The sequence below is a fragment of the Aliirhizobium cellulosilyticum genome, assembly GCF_014198105.1.
Lineage (GTDB): Bacteria > Pseudomonadota > Alphaproteobacteria > Rhizobiales > Rhizobiaceae > Neorhizobium > Neorhizobium cellulosilyticum.
This window is the reverse complement of record NZ_JACIGW010000001.1, coordinates 375,405-392,804: the sequence shown is the minus strand read 5'-3', so window position 1 is coordinate 392,804 and position 17,400 is coordinate 375,405. Positions and strand designations below refer to the sequence as shown.

The window sequence follows — 17,400 nt, the reverse complement described above, 5'->3', positions numbered from 1 at the left end:
ACTAGGCAAATTGTCGCTTGATAGGCGCAACCTCCTCTTGTTTTTAGGCTGAAAGCCCCCAAATGCGGCGGGCATTTACCGCCTTTGATTGAAAACAGGAGACATGGATGGACATAGCAGCGCTCTTAGCAGACCCGGGGGCCTGGGTAGCGCTCGTAACACTCGTGGTCATGGAAGTCGTGCTCGGCATCGACAACTTGATCTTCATTTCCATCCTGACCAACAAGCTGCCGCCTGAGCATCGCGAAAAGGCACGCAAGATCGGTATCGGTCTGGCCCTTATCATGCGCCTCGGCCTGCTCGGCACGATCGCCTGGATCGTCCAGCTGACCAACCCGATTTTCGAGGTGTTCGGACAGCCCTTCTCCTGGAAGGACCTGATCCTCATCGCAGGTGGTCTCTTCCTCGTCTACAAGGCGACCAAGGAAATCCATCACTCGGTCGATACGATCGATCACAAGGAAGATCTGGTCGGCGCCGGCGCAGAAGTTGTGAAAATGAGCTTCAGCACCGCGATAGTGCAGATCCTCATCCTCGACCTCGTCTTCTCGATCGACAGCATCATCACTGCAGTCGGCATGACGCCGCACCTGCCGATCATGATCGTCGCCGTCGTCGCAGCCGTCACCGTCATGCTGCTTGCAGCCACCCCGCTCGCCAACTTCATCGAGCGCAACCCGACCATCGTCATGCTCGCACTCGGCTTCCTGCTGATGATCGGTGCGACACTGATCGCAGAAGGTTTCGGCGTCCATGTGCCGAAGGGCTACATCTACGCCGCCATGGCTTTCTCGGCTCTGGTCGAGATGCTCAACATGTGGTCCAGAAACGCCAAGGCCAAAAACAAGGCCAAAGGCGGCGGCACCAAACTGCATTGATCCAAGGAAAAGGGCGCCTAAGGCGCCCTTTTTTATTCCCGCTATTTTGCCAGTTCGTGATCGAGAGCCTCGACCAACCGGCTGTCATCGGCAGTCACATCCGGCGCAAAACGCCCAACCACCTTGCCGTCGCGGCCGATCAGGAATTTCTCGAAATTCCAGACGATCTCCGCGTCATCGGCAACCTCCATGCCATGACCTCTCAGCCGTTCCTTCATCGGGCCGTCGCCGGTCGTCGCGACGCCTGAGCCGGTGAGCGCCTTGTAGAGCGGATGCTTGTCCTCGCCCTTCACCGAAATCTTCGAAAAGATAGGGAATTTCACGTCATAGGTCAGCTGGCAGAATTCGACGATCTCGGCATCCGTGCCGGGTTCCTGACCCTTGAAATTGTTGGCCGGGAAGGCCGTGATGACAAACCCCTTGTCCTTCTTGTCCTCATAGAGCTTTTCCAGACCTTCATACTGCTTGGTCAGCCCGCATTTGGAAGCCACGTTCACGACCAGCATGACCTGCCCCTTGTAGCTGGCAAGCGTTGTCTCGCTCCCGTCAGTACGCTTGACGGGAATGGAAAGAATGTCGGTCATGGAAAACTCCTCAAGGCAATGCAGATGCCCGCCAGCTTAATACGCGCATCCGGCTTGTCCATCACTCATGCCACTTCGTCGATCAGCACCTGGATAAATCCGCGTGAACAGCGCTCGATACGGCCAGTAACCCCATAGACCTGGTTGAGAACATCGGGCGTCAGCGCCTGTTGCGGTTCACCGTCGGATACGACGCGGCCGCCGGACAGAAGAACAAGCCGCTCAGACCAGCGGCAGGCGAGACCAAGATCGTGCAGGACTGCGATAGAGATGATCCCCTGTTCCTCGGTAATCTCGCGGATTGTGCGCATGACGCGGATCTGATGGGCAACATCGAGCGCAGAGGTCGGCTCATCGAGCAGCAGCACGCGCGGCTTGCGCACCAGCGCCTGCGCAAGACTGGCAAGCTGCCGCTGGCCGCCGGAGAGCGAGTCCAGCTGCGCCATGGCAAGATTGCTGATGCCGAGCCGATCAAGAACGGCAAGCGAACGTTTGACCGCATCCTGATCGCGCGACGAAGCACGAAGTGCCCCGATTGTTGCCTCCAGCACCGTCAGCGCCACCCGCTGCGGCAGGGATTGCGGCATATAGGTGATCGCCCTTGCGCGCTGAGCCGGCGATTGCCGCGTGATGTCGACACCATCCAGCTGTAGCACGCCGCCCGCCTTGTGAAGGCCCGCCAGCGAACGCAGCAGCGTCGACTTGCCGGCGCCGTTCTGGCCAAGAAACGCGGTGATCGTCCCGGCCGGCATCGCGGAAATATCGACATCCGTCAGGACCGGCTTTTTGCCGTAACCGGCAGAGAGTTTTTCGACCGAAAGCATCAGGCCTTCCCCTTCGTGCTGAAAATCAGGGCAAGGAAGAACGGCACGCCAATCAGCGAGGTGACGATACCGACCGGGATCAGCACGCCCGGCACGATGATCTTGCTGGCGGCCGATGCGAGCGCCATGACCAGCGCGCCGCACAGCATGCTTGCCGGCAGGAAAAAACGATGATCCTCGCCGACCAGAAGCCGGGCGAGATGCGGGCCGACAAGCCCGATGAACCCGATCGTGCCGACGAAGGAGACAGAGGTGGCCGCCAGAATGCTGACACGCAGCAGCGAGAAGAAGCGCAGCCGCGTCACGTCGATGCCGAAGGAACGCGCCCGATCCTCACCGAGCCTCAACGCCGTCAGCTTCCAGCAGGCAGCCATCGAGAAAGGCACGACGCAGGCCATGACCAGCGCCATGATTTGCAGCTTCGTCCAGGTCGAGCGGGTGAGGCTCCCCATGCTCCAGAAGACGAGCTGCTGCAGCGCCTCGGCGGAAGCAACAAACTGCATAATGGCAACCAGCGCATTGAAGATGAAAACGAGCGCAATGCCGAACAGCACGAGCGTCTCGACACCCGCACCGCGCAGGCCGGAAAGCGCCTGCAGCAACAGGACCGAACCGAAGGCGAAGATGAAGGCATTGGCGGGAATGAACCACTCCGGCGGCAAGCCGGGAATACCGAGCTGCAGCACGATGGCAAGCGCCGCGCCGAAGGATGCGGCAGACGACACGCCGAGCGTGAACGGGCTTGCCAGCGGGTTGTCGAGAATGGTCTGCATCTCGGCCCCGGCAAGCGACAGGGAAGCACCGACAAGCAGAGCCATTAGCGAATAGGGTAGCCGCACATCGACGACGATTGCCCGCACGCCCCGGCTGACACTCTCCGGCTGGAAGATCGCGGCCAGCACATCACTCGGCGACAGACCGGAAGACCCGACACAGACATCGATCACTGCAGCGGCGCAAAGTGCCACGGCAAGAACGATCAGCATCATCACTTTCACGCGGATCTTGCCATGATAGGCACGCTCCGCCTCCGCCAGCAGGACTGGCGGATTGTGTTCGGCAATACTCACACGATGCTCCGATGCTTGAGAGCAATTCCAGCGGTACGAAGCACCGGTCTTTCGGTAGGAATTGCGTGGAAACAGATAGATGGAGCAGCCTCGCGTTCCGAGGAAGGCGAAGCTGCTCCAGAAAATTACTGCGTTACCGGTGCCGAGGCGCCGAGCACGACAGGTGCATCGGGAATCTTGGTGAAGGTCTTGATCAGCGTCGCATATGTTGCGGCGGGATCTAGATCCTTGAAGGCTTCCGGATACATGAAACTCGCCATGTATTCGAGGCCGACGATGTTATAGGGATGGTTGTAGAACTGGTGATAGAGACCGTAGACGCGGCCATCCTGCACCGCCTTCATCGCGGCAAAGCCGTCGCGCTGCTCCAGCTTGCCGAGTGCTGCGGAAACCTGCTGCGGCGTGACGTTGTAGCCGAACGGAGCCGCCGAATTCTCCGGGTTCGTCCACTGCGAACCGGACATGATGTAGACATCCGGCGGGTTGGAGCCGAGCAGCGCCTCGAGCGACACGGTACCCGTCTGGCCCGGCAGCAGCTTCGAGCCGATATTGTTGCCCTTCAGCGAGGTCACCAGCTTGCCGAAGCCGGTATCACCATGGGTAAAGCAGCACCCGTCGCCCTTGTTGCCGGCCTTCGCTTCGACGAAGACGTTCGGAAACACGGTCTGTTTGGCGATGACGTCGTTCAGGTGGTCGAGGTGCTGCTTGTAGAAGGACACGTATTCGCCGGCTTCCTTCTCGCGATCCATGACCTTGCCGAGCACTTCGACGCTTTCCGTCGTGTGGCCGACCGGCTCTTCCATCACGTCCAGATAGACGACCGGGATATCGAGCGCCTTCAGCTTGTCCTCGATACCGCCTTCCTTGAAGGATTTTTGCGCCCGCGTCTGAGCGACGACAACATCAGGCTTGGCCGCAATGACCGCTTCCAGATCAGTTTCACCGTCCTCGGAAAGGCTCATCACCGGCGGCGCCTTGCCGAAAGCCTGGTCCATCAGCTTGGCAGTGCCCGGATCCGACTTGACGAAATTGGAGCTCCAGCCGACGACACGCGCATAGGGGTTATCACGATCGAGCAATGCAACGGTCAGCATGTCGCGACCATCCTGCAGAATGATCCGCTCGGGCTTCTTGGCGATCGTCACGGTGCGGCCAGCGACATCGGTGATCGTTGCCGGATAGTCGGTGGCAAACGCGGTGGATGCACCAAGCGCAAGGGCAAAGGCGGAAAATACGATCGGTCTCATGGGTGTCCTCTGTGTGTCCGTTGCATCAGATCTCCTCCCGGTCGCGGACCTACGCCTATTTCCTGAGCAAAACAATCAACTTTTACTTGAAAAATGGACAGATCCTGACGACCACACCCAATTCGCAGTAGAATTGTACAAATCGGCGATATCTCGCATCCGCGTTTGAAACGATAAGGCCTCTCGGGCATTATTGCCTCACTCGAAACCACCCACCTCGCCGTACGCATACCCCCCGGAGCCGCATGACAACCCAGCAGATCCTCGCCTTCGCCGTCATCGCCGCGATGATGGCAGTGTTCATCTGGGATCGGTTTCGCTATGATGTGGTCGCCTGTTGCGCGCTGGTTCTGGCCGTGGCGCTCGGTGTTGTGCCGACCGACCAGGCATTTTCCGGCTTTTCCGACGACATCGTCATTATCGTCGGCTCGGCACTGGTCGTCTCGGCGGGCGTTGCCCGATCCGGTATCGTCGATCTGGCTATCAAGAAGTTCTTCCCGAATCTCGACACGCTGCACACCCAGCTTGCGCTGTTGATGATCGTCGTGGCGGTTCTCTCCGCCTTCATCAAGAATATCGGTGCGCTGGCCATCATGATGCCGGTCGCCTTCCAGTTCGCCAAGAAATCCGGTGCCTCGCCGTCGAAATACCTGATGCCGATGGCTTTTTCGGCGCTGCTCGGCGGGCTGATGACGCAAATCGGCACCTCGCCCAATATCGTCGTCTCACGCATCCGCGAAGAGCTGACCGGCCAGTCCTTCACCATGTTCGACTTCACCCCGATGGGTGTCATCCTCTGTCTCGTCGGCATCACCTTCCTGCTCTTTTTCCACTGGCTGGTGCCTAGCCGCACGAAGGAAAACCACTCGATCGAGGAAGCCGTCGAGATCAAGAACTACACCTCGGAAGTGATGGTGACGGCGCAATCCACCGTGCTCGAAAAACGGCTGGGCGAACTGCTGAAACTTGGCGATGGCGAAGTGATTGCCAATGCCGTGCTGCGCGGCACCGCCCGCATGGCGCCATTCCCGGACCTGAGCCTACGGGAAAACGACATCGTGATGCTCGAAGGCCCATCCAAGGCGCTGGACCGCATTGTCTCGAACGCCAAGCTGCAATTGTCCGGCAAGCCGCTGACCGGCGAACAGGCGCAGGGCGACATCATATCGGTCGAGGCGATCATCAGCCAGGAATCGCCGCTGAAGGGTCTCTCCGCCAAGGAACTGGCACTCTCCTACACACGCGGCGTCAACCTTCTGGCAATCAGCCGCCACGGCGAACGCTTGAAGGAGCGTCTCGGCAGCCTGACGCTTGCGGCCGGCGACGTGATCGTGCTGCAGGGCTCGCGAAAGACCATGCCCACCATCATGCAGGATTTCTCCCTCCTGCCCCTAGCCCAGCGGGAAGTGCTGCTCGGCACCCGGCGCCGCGCCTTCATTCCGCTCATCATCCTTGCGCTCGCTATGGCGGCTACTGCCGTCGGCCTCGCCCCGGTTCCGGTCGCCTTCTTCGCCGCAGCCCTCGGCATGGTCGTCTTCCGCTGCATACCGCTGACCGATTTCTACAAGTCCGTCGACGGGCCGATCCTCGTCATGCTGGCAGCGCTCATTCCCGTCTCCGACAGCCTGCGCACGACAGGCGGCAGTGACCTCATCGCCGGCTGGCTTGGCGAGGTCGCGGCCACCTTGCCTGCCTGGGGCGCCCTTGGCCTCATCCTCATAACCGCCATGGCCGTCACTCCCTTCCTCAACAATGCGGCAACGGTGCTGGTCATGGGGCCGATCGCGGCAAGCTTTGCCACCAGTCTCGGCTTCAAGCCCGAGGCCTTCCTGATGGCGGTTGCGATCGGCGCAGGCTGCGATTTCCTCACCCCCGTCGGCCACCAGTGCAACACGCTGGTTTTTGGTCCGGGCGGTTACAAATTCTCCGATTACCCCCGCCTCGGCCTGCCCCTGTCCTTCCTCATCATCCTCGTCAGTATTCCGGCCCTGCTCTATGTTTGGCCGGTCGCCTAGCCCCGAGGGGCGTCACATTCCCAAAAACCTTGACGCTTCGGCCTGAATATGGCCTAAGCCTGCCCCAATCCCTATTCCCGGAACAGGCTTGGCGCATCCAGTTGCGCCTCGAATTAGAGCAGCACAATGATCAACCCGACCCCACGCGTCCGCATCGCTCCCTCGCCCACCGGCGAGCCGCATGTCGGCACCGCCTATATCGCCCTTTTCAACTACCTCTTCGCCCAGAAGAATGGCGGCGAGTTCATCCTGCGCATCGAGGATACCGATGCCACCCGCTCGACGCTCGAATTCGAGGAGCGGGTTCTGGATGCGCTGAAATGGACGGGCCTGAAATGGTCGGAAGGCCCGGATGTCGGCGGTCCTTATGGTCCCTACCGCCAGTCCGAGCGCAAGGACATGTACCAGCCTTTCGCACAGGACCTGCTCGACAAGGGCCATGCCTTCCGCTGCTTCTGCACGCCCGAGAGACTTGATGAGATGCGCGAAGGCCAGCGCGCCGCCGGCAAGCCACCGAAATACGACGGTCTCTGCCTGCATCTGACGGCGGAAGAAGTCACTTCGAAAATGGCAACCGGCGAAAGCTCCGTCGTGCGCATGAAAATCCCGACCGAGGGCTCCTGCGACTTTACCGACGGCGTTTACGGCGACGTCTCGATCCCGTGGGATTCTGTTGACATGCAGGTGCTCATCAAGGGCGACGGCATGCCGACCTATCACATGGCAAACGTCATCGACGACCACCTGATGAAGATCACCCACGTGGCCCGCGGCGAGGAGTGGCTGGCATCGGTGCCGAAGCACATCCTGCTTTACCGTTATTTCGGCTGGGAAGCTCCCGTCTGGATGCACCTGTCGCTGATGCGCAATGCCGACAAGTCCAAGCTCTCCAAGCGCAAGAACCCGACCTCGATCAGCTACTACTCGGCGCTCGGCTACCTGCCGGAAGCCCTGATGAACTTCCTTGGCCTCTTCTTCGTGCAGATCGCCGAAGGCGAAGAACTGCTGACCATGGAAGAACTGGCCGGAAAATTTGATCCGGAAGCCTTGTCCAAGGCGGGCGCCATCTTCGACCTGCAAAAGCTCGAATGGCTGAACGGCCGCTGGCTGCGCGAAAAGCTGACGCCGGAGGAATTCGTCGCCCGCACGCTCGAATGGGCAATGGAAAACGATCGCCTGAAGCAGGGCCTGCTCCACTCGCAGAGCCGCATCACCAAGCTCGGCGACCTGCCGAACCTTGCAGGCTTCCTGCTCGCCGCCGATGTCAGCCTGACGCCGGCATCCTTCGCCGGCCTGAAGACCTCGCCGGAAGATACACTGCTGATCATCAACACGGTCCAGGCCGACATCGAAAAGATGGTCGAGTGGAACGTGGAAGCGATCGACGCGGAACTGCGCGCCGTTGCCGACAAGCTGGAGAAGAAACTCCGCGTCGTCACCCCGCCGCTCTTCATCGCCATGTCCGGCTCGTCCCGCTCGCTGCCGCTGTTCGATAGCATGGCCATTCTCGGCCGCTCCGTCGTTCGCCAGCGCCTGAAGATCGCAGCAACGGTCGTCGCCTCAATGGTCGGCGACGGGAAATAAATTAGGAAATAGTGCCGGCCCCTCATCCGCCTGCCGGCACCTTCTCCCCGTAAGGACGGGGAGAAGGACGCAAGAGGCAAACTCTGCAGCCACCCTCAAACGTCGAGCGTGGCACGTCCCCTCGCCCCGCCTGCGGGGAGAGGGTTAGGGTGAGGGGCAGTCACACGGCACAAGGCCACAAGCCGTCACAGGAACTAGAATATGACCGACACGACAAAGACCGAAACCGCCCTCTCCTCCGACGTCACCGAAGTGCGCGCACAAAAGCTTGCCAAGCTGCGCGAGACCATCGGCGATGTCTATCCGGCACATTTCCATCGCACCATGACCAATGCGGAACTGGCTGCGAAATACGAGGCGCTGGAGCCGGACACGGAAACTCAGGACGTCGTCACGGTCGCCGGCCGCGTCTATTCCTCGCGCAATTCCGGCATGTTCATGGATATCCATGACGCTTCTGGCAAGATCCAGATCTTCTCCCACAAGGACGTCACGCCGGAAGAAGCGCGCAACATGCTGCCGCTGATCGATCTCGGCGACATCATCGGCGTCACCGGCACCGTACGCCGCACCAAGCGCGGCGAGCTGTCGATCAACGCACAGCAGATCACCATGCTGACCAAGTCGCTTCTCCCCATGCCGGAAAAGTGGAACGGCATCGCCGATATCGAAATCCGTTATCGCAAGCGCCACCTCGACATCATGAGCAACGAAGAATCGAAGCTGCGCTTCCAGCAGCGCTCGAAGATCGTTTCCGGCATCCGCCGCTTCATGGAAAACGACGGCTTCTTGGAAGTCGAAACTCCGATGCTGCAGACGGTTTATGGCGGCGCCACTGCCGATCCGTTCAAGACCTTCCACAACACGCTGAAGATGGACATGTACCTGCGCATCGCGCCGGAACTTTTCCTGAAGCGCACGCTGGTGTCCGGCCTTTCCGACAAGGTGTTCGAGATCAACCGCAACTTCCGCAACGAAGGCGTCTCTACCCGGCACAATCCCGAATTCACCATGATGGAATGCTACTGGGCCTATGCCGATTACGAGGACGTCATGGACCTCGTCGAGCGCCTGTTCGAAACGCTCGCCGTTTCGATTCACGGCACCCCGGACGTCACCTTCGGCGACAAGCAGATCTCCTTCAAGGGCCCGTTCAAGCGCGTGCCGATGCCCGACGCGGTCAAGGAAGCGACCGGGATCGACTTCCTGTCGATCAAGACCGACGAGGAGGCCCGCGCCGCAGCAAAGGCCGCTGGTTTCGAGGTCGAGAAGGACTGGACCTGGGGCGAATGCCTTGCCTTCATCTTTGAAGAAAAGGTCGAGGGCACGCTGATCCAGCCGAGCCACGTCACCCACTTCCCGAAGGACATCTCGCCGTTTGCCAAGGAAGTTCCGGGCGAGCCGCGCCTCGTCGAACGCTTCGAGACCTATTGCAACGCCTGGGAAGTAGGCAATGCCTTCTCCGAACTGAACGACCCGGAAGAGCAGCGCAAGCGCATGGTCGAGCAGCTCGAACAGGCGCATGCCCGCGGCGAGAAGGACAAGCAGCTGGACGACGAGTTCCTCGACGCGATCGACCAGGGCATGCCCCCGGCCGGTGGCCTCGGCATCGGCGTCGACCGCCTCGTCATGCTTCTGACCAACGCCCCGTCGATCCGCGACGTCATCCTCTTCCCGGCCCGCAAGGCCAAGGCGGACTGAGGAACGAAACTCTGCCTCCTTCCGCTCTATGGGAGGGAGGCAGTCCTGATTAGACAGCTAATCAAACAAAGGCATCAGTCCTCACATCTGACTGCAGCGCAAGTGTCGGTAAAGGTGAAAGTCAGATCAACTCGGCTGGCTGATTTCACCTCCAGAACGAGATGGCCTTTACGGCCGGTCGAGCGCATCAGCGTATCAAACGCTACACTCTTGCTGTCGCAGACTATGTTCGAGATGACATAAGCTTCCCGATCAACATAGTCGATTGCCTCCACAGCCACGCAGCCATCACGAACAAAGATGTGATACTCAGAGCGGCCGTCATCACTATCCCACTCTGCTCTCCATCGCCCAAGCAAAGCCATGGGCAGGTTCAGATATGTCACGTTGGTCATTATCGCTCTTCTTTCAGAAGCGCATCTAACGCCTCGGGCAAAAGCTTGCGCGGTTGGCGCTCCACATCACGATCATATCGACGATCGTCAGGCTCCTGCCCCTTTTGCGCAGGCCCAGCGGCTTGGCGCAGATAGAGCTTTAGTTCAGCTGCTTGGCGGCTGCGCTTGTCCCGTTTTGCCATATGTCCCTCACCACAGCTGCGGCCTTAACGATCAGGCGCCAGCCGTTTGAAGGTACAGGGGGGGCCATCAATCCGCTGGCGGTGCAGCATTCGCCGCAGGCGCCGCCTGTTGCGCCCTGAATTTTTCCAGCCATGCGGCACCGGCCGTATCGGCTGCGCTTGCACCGGAAGCCGCAGACTGCGGTCCTCCCGCATGAGCTTCTGCTTGCGCCGCCTCATTAGTAGCCTTCGGCTGGCCTTTACTGTCAGCTGCAGTCCCGGAATGAACCTCGTCAGCCGCATCCGACTTCGACCAACCCTTGCCACCCTCGGCCGTTGTTCTCGGTTCCCGCGCAGGTTCTGAGGCCTGCTTGGCCTCATCCACTGCATCAGCCTTGGCTTCCTTCTGCGCCGGAGCGGCCGGCTCATCGACAGAACTGCCAAGGATCATGCTCTTTGCCTGATCGAAAAAGCTCTTTTCTTCGGCAGGCTTGTCAGTGGAGGCAGTGTCTGTCTTTGCAGCCTGCGCGCCATGGTTTTCACCGGAAGGCGCGGCTGCGGCAGGAACGGCCTTTTCCTCGCCCTGACCTGCCTCATGACCGGCAGCAGCTTCTTCCTTCGCACCGAAAACCATGCCGGTGATCGAACTGAAGAAACCACCGCCTTCAGCCGCGGCAACCTCTTCGCCCTTGGCTTCGGCCTCGGCACTGGCACCTTCCGTCGCCGGCGCGGCACCGTGGCCGGAAGGTTTCTCGCTGCCACCGGCAGGCGCTCCGTGTCCGGACGCCTTTGGTTCTGCCTTGGCTGCTTCACTGCCCTCTGGCAAAGACGGATCGATGCAGTCTGCCTTGTCGGTCAGATGCGCTTCCAGATGTTCGATATCTTCCAGCGGAAGATCGACCCGCATGCCATAGAAATGGCCGTTGGCGCTGGGCGCACCGTCGAGATAATAGCCGGAATAGTTTTCAGCCTGCCCGCCCGCCGGGATCTTGGTGGGGTTTGGAATGTAGACGACCTGCGCGGCAATCGCGCGACCGCGCATGTCGGCCGTGTCCTTGGGCCCGGCGCTGTCGATCATCGCGACCTGGACGAGGCCGGCCTTTTCCTTTTCCTGCACCGCCCGCGCCACGCGCAAGGCCGTCTTCAGCCGAGCGATGCCGTCGCCGGCCTGGTCGCTGGTCACGTATTTTCGAACCCAGATGCTGCCGTCCCGGCGCATCTTCTGCGTCTGCAGCGTCGTGCAGGCGAGACCGTTTATGTCTTTATAGGAAGGGCCGAGGATTTTATCGGTTCCGATCAGCACCGCCGCCGAACCACTTGCACCACACAGAACAATTGCGCCGCCCAGCAGGAAGACAAACTTCTTCGACAGCCGGATCTTCATTCGCCAACACCCGGCATAGTCAACTCCAGTTACGCAATACAAGTCATGGAACAATGAGGGCATATTCGCCCAATCTTATTGAAGAAACTTTAAGTGGATTTGTCAGGCCGCCGTTCCAAATCGGGATTCCGATCTTATTGCGAATGATTTGCAAGAGCATTGACAGGTGGATTTTTGTCGCTAGTTTAAATTGCGAATGATTTGCAACAGCAATAACGGATCACGAATGTCGTTTTTGAGAATTGCATGCCTCGGCACCGGCCTCCTCGCCGGCCTGCTCTCCCTGCCCTTTTCCGCTTCGGCTGAGGAAAAGCCCAAGGTCGTCACCACTTTCACCATTATCGCCGACATGGCGAAGAACGTCGCGGGCGATGCGGCCGAAGTCGAAAGCATCACCAAACCCGGCGCCGAGATCCACAATTACCAGCCGACACCGCGCGACCTCCTGCGTGCCCGTGACGCGGATCTCGTCCTGCGCAACGGCCTGAACCTCGAACTCTGGTTCGAGCGCTTCCTGAAAAATCTCGGAGATGTGAAGAGCGTCACCGTCTCCGATGGCGTTACCCCCATGTCGATTGCCGGCGGCGCCTATCAGGGCAAGCCCAACCCGCATTCCTGGATGTCACCGGAAAACGCCGTCATCTATGTCGAGAACATCCGCAAGGGCCTGACCGAGATCGACCCGGCCAATGCCGAAACCTATGCCGCAAATGCCAAGGCCTATTCCGACAAGATCCGCGCACAGGCCCAGCCGATCCGCGACGAGCTGGCAAAACTGCCGGAAAATCACCGTTGGCTCGTCACCAGCGAAGGCGCCTTCTCCTATCTGGCCCGCGATTTCGGCCTCAAGGAGCTGTATCTCTGGCCGGTCAATGCCGACAGCCAGGGCACACCGCAACAGGTTCGCGCCGTCATCGATGCCATGCGCGAGCATGACGTGAAGGTCATTTTCTCCGAAAGCACCGTCTCCGACAAGCCGGCAAAACAGGTCGCCTCCGAAACCGGCGCGACCTATGGCGGAGTTCTCTATGTAGACTCGCTCAGCGAAACAGACGGCCCGGTTCCCACCTATCTCGATCTCTTGCGCATCACCTCGGAAACCATTGCAAAAGGTCTCGCGCAATGAGGATGGGCAAGACCAAGCCAGTAGCTACCGGCATCAGGCTCGACAATGTCAGCGTCGCTTATCGCAACGGCCATACGGCGCTGAAACATGCCAGTTTCGAAGTGCCCAAGGGCACGATCACGGCACTTGTCGGCGTCAATGGCGCTGGCAAGTCTACGCTTTTCAAGGCCATCATGGGCTTCGTCAGGCTGACCGAAGGCTCGGTTGAAATCCTTGGAATGCCCGCCCGAGACGCGCTGAAAAAGAACCTCGTCGCCTATGTGCCGCAGTCCGAAGAAGTCGACTGGAATTTCCCGGTTCTGGTCGAGGACGTAGTGATGATGGGCCGCTACGGCCACATGAATTTCCTCCGCATCCCGTCGCGCCGCGACCACGACATGGTCACCGAGGCGCTCAAGCGGGTGAACATGCTGGAATACCGAAAACGCCAGATCGGCGAGCTTTCCGGCGGCCAGCGCAAGCGGGTTTTTCTTGCCCGCGCGCTGGCGCAGGAAGGTCAGGTCATCCTGCTCGACGAGCCCTTCACCGGCGTCGACGTGACGACCGAGGAGCAGATCGTCGCACTCCTCAAGGCCCTGCGCGACGAGGGCCGGGTCATGCTGGTCTCCACCCACAATCTCGGCAGCGTGCCGGATTTCTGCGACCGCACCGTCTTCGTCAAGGGCACCGTCATCGCCTATGGCAAGACGGCAGATACGTTCAACGAGGCCAATCTGGAAAAGGCATTCGGAGGCGTGCTGCGCCATTTCATCCTCGGCGGTGCCGACCTGCATGACGACGCCGATCCGCGCCGCGTCAAGGTCATTACCGATGACGAACGCCCCTTCGTCACCTATGGCAACGGCACAGAAAAAACCAAGGTGAAAAAGAAGAAGAAGGACAGCGTCGATGCTCCAGACGCTTCTTGAACCTTTCACCTATGGTTACATGCTGAACGCCATCTGGGTCTCGGCCCTGGTCGGCGGCGTTTGCGGTTTTCTCTCCGCCTACCTGATGCTGAAAGGCTGGTCGCTGATCGGCGATGCTCTCTCCCACTCGATCGTCCCCGGCGTCGCCGGCGCCTATATGCTCGGCCTGCCCTTTTCGATCGGCGCCTTCATGTCCGGCGGCCTCGCAGCGCTTGCCATGCTGTTCCTCAACCAGCGAACACGGCTGAAGGAAGACGCCATTATCGGCCTGATCTTCACCTCCTTTTTCGGGCTTGGCCTGTTCATGGTGTCGCTGTCGCCGACCTCGGTCGATATCCAGACCATCGTCATGGGCAATGTGCTCGCCATCAGCCCCGGCGATACACTGCAGCTCGTCATCATCGGCACCGTTAGCCTCATCGTTCTGACTTTGAAGTGGAAAGACCTTATGGTCGCCTTCTTCGATGAAAACCACGCCCGCACGATCGGCCTCAAGCCCGACGCGTTGAAGGTGATGTTCTTCGCCCTTCTCGCCGCCTCCACCGTCGCCGCGATGCAGACCGTCGGCGCCTTCCTCGTCATCGCCATGGTCGTCACGCCGGGCGCCACCGCCTATCTGCTCACCGACCGGTTCCAGCGCGTCATCCTGCTCGCACTCGGTATCGGCGCTGCCACCAGCTTCCTCGGTGCTTATCTCTCCTACTTCCTCGATGGCGCAACCGGCGGCATCATCGTCGTGCTGCAGACGGCCATCTTCCTTATCGCTTTCGTTTTTGCACCCAAGCACGGCATGCTCGCCGCCCGCCGCCGGGTGAAGGCCTCGTTGGAGGAAGCGATATGAGCGACACGATCGACCTCCTGCTTTTCCCCTTCCAGATCGACTTCATGCGCACCGCCTTTGCGGTGACGCTGATGATCGCTCTGCCGATGGCGATCCTCTCCTGCTTCCTCATCCTCAAGGGCTGGTCGCTGATGGGCGACGCCGTCTCCCATGCCGTGCTGCCGGGCGTCGTCATCGCCTACATGCTGGCAATCCCCTTCTCGATCGGCGCCTTCATCGCCGGCATGGTCTGCGCACTGGCAACCGGTTTCCTGAAAGAAAACAGCCGCATCAAGGAAGACACCGTCCTCGGCATTGTCTTTTCAGGCATGTTCGGCCTCGGTCTCGTGCTTTACGTCAATGTCCAGGCCGATGTGCATCTCGATCACATCCTGTTCGGCGACATGCTCGGCATCCTGCCGCAGGATCTGATCGAGACGACGCTGATTGCCATCGCCGCCACCATCTTCCTCGTCATCTTCCGCAAGGACCTGCTGGTCCACGCCTTCGACGAGCAGCATGCCAAGGCAATCGGCCTGCCCACCCGCCTGCTGCATTACGGCCTGCTTGCCGTCCTGTCGCTGACAGTCGTCGGGGCATTGAAGGCAATCGGCATCATCCTATCGGTGGCCCTCCTGATCGCTCCTGGCGCCATCGCCTTCCTGCTGACCCGCCGTTTCACCGCCATGCTGTTGACGGCGGTCGCGGTCGCACTCGGCTGCTCCCTCGGCGGCATCTATCTGAGCTTTTTCCTCGATAGCGCCCCCGCCCCCACCATCGTGCTTTTGATGACGATAACCTTCATCGCCACCTTCATTCGCACCATGCTCGCCTCCCGCGCCGCGGCCTGATCAGGTCGCGGGCATATACCCGCTTGCGCGACGCAAGATCCGGGTATATACACGCATCAAGATGTCGAACGATACATGCCACTGCATCCTGTTGCGCAAGGCGACCCGCAAGGTCTCATCCTATTATGACGAGGCACTGGCACCGCTTGGCGTCAATATCGGCCAGTTCAGCCTGCTCAGAAACATCCGGCGTATGGAGCCGGTGTCGCTGACCGATCTGGCGCACAAGGTCGAACTGGATCGCTCGACAGTGGGTCGCAATGCCAAGGTGCTGGAACGGATGGAGCTGATCGCCATCGGCCATGGCGAGGATCAGCGCGAAGCCGTGCTGACCATCGCACCGAAAGGCCGCGAAATACTGGAAAAGGGCGCCCCCCTCTGGGATGGCGTGCAGGACGACATAGAGGCCCGCCTCGGACACGAAAAAGCCCGGCAGTTGCAGGACCTGCTCGCAGAACTCTGATTTTTTGGCCAATATACGGGCATCTACCCGCAAATATGGAAGATTACTCCCAATAGGCCGCGGCACCCCGGCAGCAAAAGAAGGAAACCACGAATGATTTCGACAGGCGTTGCCGGCTGGATGGCGGCGAGAAAACTCCACTACGGATGGGTCGTTGCAGCAACCACCTTCCTGACCATGCTGGCAACCGCTGGTGCCATGGGTTCGGCCGGCGTGATGATCCAGCCGCTGCACCAGGAATTCGGCTGGGATATCGCGGATATCTCCACCGCCATGGCCGTTCGTCTCGTGCTTTTCGGCCTGCTCGGGCCTTTCGCCGCCGCCTTCATGAACCATTTCGGCGTCCGACAGGTCGTCTCGACGGCGCTCGGCATGATCATCTTCGGCATCGTCACATCCTTCTTCATGACCGAGGTCTGGCAATTGCTGCTACTCTGGGGCGTTGTCATCGGTGTCGGCACCGGCATGACGGCTCTGGTGCTTGGCGCAACCGTCGCCGCCCGCTGGTTTTCCAAGCGCCGCGGCCTTGTCATCGGCCTGATGACGGCAAGCAACGCCACCGGCCAGCTTGTCTTCCTGCCCGTGCTTGCAGCCCTTACCGAAGCCTATGGCTGGCGCACGGCGCTGACATTGACCGTCGCAGTGCTTGCCACGACTTTCGTTCTCGTCCTGCTTTTGATGCGTGACCACCCGTCCGATGTCGGCCTGCCAGCCTATGGCGAAACCACCGTCAACAAGGCTCCGAAGCAGGACCACAAGCTTCTCGCCACGCTCCTATCCCCGCTCATCACCCTGAAAAGCGTTTCCGGCAATCCGGTCTTCTGGGTTCTGTTCGGCACCTTCTTCGTCTGCGGCCTCTCCACCAACGGCCTCATCCAGACGCACTGGATCTCGATCTGCGGTGATTTCGGCATGGCGGCGGTCACCGCAGCCGGCACGCTTGCCGTCATCGGGATTTTCGATTTCATCGGCACGATCTTCGCCGGCTGGCTTTCCGACCGTTACGACAACCGCATCCTGCTTTTCTGGTTTTATGGATTGCGCGGCCTTTCGCTGATCTACCTGTCTTTTTCCGGCTTCAGCACGCTCGAACTCTCCGTCTTCGCGATCTTCTACGGTCTCGACTGGGTGGCAACCGTACCGCCGACGGTCAAGCTCGCGGCGGAAAGCTTCGGTCGCGAGAAGGCCGGCCTCGTCTTCGGCTGGATCTTCACCGGCCACCAGCTGGGAGCCGCAACCGCGGCCTTTGGTGCCGGCTGGTTCAAGAGCGACTACGACACCTACATGCCAGCCCTGCAGATTGCAGGCGTGATGTGCATGCTTGCGGCAGTCTCGGTCATGCTGCTCAGGAAGCCGGCAAGCCCTGCCCCGCTATCCCAGCCGGCCTGA

The 17,400-nt window shown here is 60.2% G+C and carries 17 protein-coding genes; 10 read left to right on the top strand and 7 right to left on the bottom strand.

Translation table 11 applies throughout. The features are described 5' to 3' along the window. Positions 1–107: 107 nt before the first annotated feature. The gene (locus tag GGE33_RS01680) at positions 108–878 is read left to right on the top strand and encodes a TerC family protein (protein WP_183821011.1); all 771 of its coding nucleotides are present in this window, start codon (positions 108–110) and stop codon (positions 876–878) included. A 41-nt stretch (positions 879–919) separates the two neighbouring features. Here GGE33_RS01680 and GGE33_RS01675 read toward each other — a convergent pair whose 3' ends face one another. From GGE33_RS01675 to GGE33_RS01660, 4 genes are all read right to left on the bottom strand, one after another. Continuing rightward, positions 920–1,462, bottom strand: a complete 543-nt coding sequence (locus GGE33_RS01675) for a glutathione peroxidase (RefSeq protein WP_183821010.1) — start codon at positions 1,460–1,462, stop codon at positions 920–922. A 65-nt stretch (positions 1,463–1,527) separates the two neighbouring features. Then, positions 1,528–2,286: an ABC transporter ATP-binding protein gene (locus tag GGE33_RS01670; RefSeq protein ID WP_183821009.1), complete on the bottom strand. Its 759-nt coding sequence runs from the start codon at positions 2,284–2,286 to the stop codon at positions 1,528–1,530. Beyond that, entirely contained in the window at positions 2,286–3,275 is a 990-nt protein-coding gene (locus GGE33_RS01665; RefSeq protein ID WP_183822241.1) for a FecCD family ABC transporter permease, read from the bottom strand. Before GGE33_RS01665 ends, GGE33_RS01670 begins: the two co-directional genes overlap by 1 nt. A gap of 206 nt (positions 3,276–3,481) precedes the next feature. Beyond that, positions 3,482–4,603 carry an ABC transporter substrate-binding protein gene (locus GGE33_RS01660; protein ID WP_183821008.1) on the bottom strand — a complete coding sequence of 374 codons (1,122 nt, stop codon included), beginning with the start codon at positions 4,601–4,603 and terminating at the stop codon, positions 3,482–3,484. A gap of 245 nt (positions 4,604–4,848) precedes the next feature. Here GGE33_RS01660 and GGE33_RS01655 point away from each other — a divergent pair, with 245 nt between their 5' ends. The 3 genes from GGE33_RS01655 (at position 4,849) to lysS (ending at position 9,903) form a co-directional block, all read left to right on the top strand. Then, positions 4,849–6,618, top strand: coding sequence for an SLC13 family permease (locus GGE33_RS01655; RefSeq protein ID WP_183821007.1), 1,770 nt, complete (start codon positions 4,849–4,851; stop codon positions 6,616–6,618). A gap of 126 nt (positions 6,619–6,744) precedes the next feature. Then, complete coding sequence (gltX, locus tag GGE33_RS01650; protein ID WP_183821006.1) at positions 6,745–8,202, top strand: glutamate--tRNA ligase; 1,458 nt, start codon at positions 6,745–6,747, stop codon at positions 8,200–8,202. Positions 8,203–8,403: 201 nt separating this feature from the next. Next, positions 8,404–9,903: a lysine--tRNA ligase gene (lysS, locus tag GGE33_RS01645; protein WP_183821005.1), complete on the top strand. Its 1,500-nt coding sequence runs from the start codon at positions 8,404–8,406 to the stop codon at positions 9,901–9,903. A gap of 74 nt (positions 9,904–9,977) precedes the next feature. Here lysS and GGE33_RS01640 read toward each other — a convergent pair whose 3' ends face one another. From GGE33_RS01640 to GGE33_RS01630, 3 genes are all read right to left on the bottom strand, one after another. Next, entirely contained in the window at positions 9,978–10,298 is a 321-nt protein-coding gene (locus GGE33_RS01640; protein ID WP_183821004.1) for a hypothetical protein, read from the bottom strand. Further along, positions 10,298–10,480 carry a hypothetical protein gene (locus tag GGE33_RS01635; protein ID WP_183822473.1) on the bottom strand — a complete coding sequence of 61 codons (183 nt, stop codon included), beginning with the start codon at positions 10,478–10,480 and terminating at the stop codon, positions 10,298–10,300. Before GGE33_RS01635 ends, GGE33_RS01640 begins: the two co-directional genes overlap by 1 nt. Positions 10,481–10,547: 67 nt before the next feature. Next, positions 10,548–11,843 (bottom strand): ICP22 family protein, encoded by a 1,296-nt coding sequence (locus GGE33_RS01630; protein WP_183821003.1) that lies wholly within the window; start codon positions 11,841–11,843, stop codon positions 10,548–10,550. A 226-nt stretch (positions 11,844–12,069) separates the two neighbouring features. On the opposite strand from GGE33_RS01630, the gene GGE33_RS01625 reads away from it, so the two are divergent. From GGE33_RS01625 to GGE33_RS01600, 6 genes are all read left to right on the top strand, one after another. Beyond that, positions 12,070–12,969, top strand: a complete 900-nt coding sequence (locus GGE33_RS01625; RefSeq protein WP_183821002.1) for a metal ABC transporter substrate-binding protein — start codon at positions 12,070–12,072, stop codon at positions 12,967–12,969. After that, positions 12,966–13,877 (top strand): manganese/iron ABC transporter ATP-binding protein, encoded by a 912-nt coding sequence (locus GGE33_RS01620; RefSeq protein WP_183821001.1) that lies wholly within the window; start codon positions 12,966–12,968, stop codon positions 13,875–13,877. The genes GGE33_RS01625 and GGE33_RS01620 overlap by 4 nt, the downstream gene beginning before the upstream one ends. After that, on the top strand, positions 13,858–14,718 hold the full coding sequence (locus GGE33_RS01615; protein ID WP_183821000.1) for a metal ABC transporter permease: 861 nt from the start codon (positions 13,858–13,860) through the stop codon (positions 14,716–14,718). Before GGE33_RS01620 ends, GGE33_RS01615 begins: the two co-directional genes overlap by 20 nt. Next, positions 14,715–15,548, top strand: coding sequence for a metal ABC transporter permease (locus tag GGE33_RS01610; RefSeq protein WP_183820999.1), 834 nt, complete (start codon positions 14,715–14,717; stop codon positions 15,546–15,548). The genes GGE33_RS01615 and GGE33_RS01610 overlap by 4 nt, the downstream gene beginning before the upstream one ends. 61 nt (positions 15,549–15,609) lie before the next feature. After that, a complete protein-coding gene (locus tag GGE33_RS01605; RefSeq protein ID WP_183820998.1) occupies positions 15,610–16,011 on the top strand; it encodes a MarR family winged helix-turn-helix transcriptional regulator in 402 nt (133 codons plus the stop codon). Positions 16,012–16,104: 93 nt separating this feature from the next. Then, the gene (locus GGE33_RS01600) at positions 16,105–17,400 is read left to right on the top strand and encodes an MFS transporter (RefSeq protein WP_183820997.1); all 1,296 of its coding nucleotides are present in this window, start codon (positions 16,105–16,107) and stop codon (positions 17,398–17,400) included.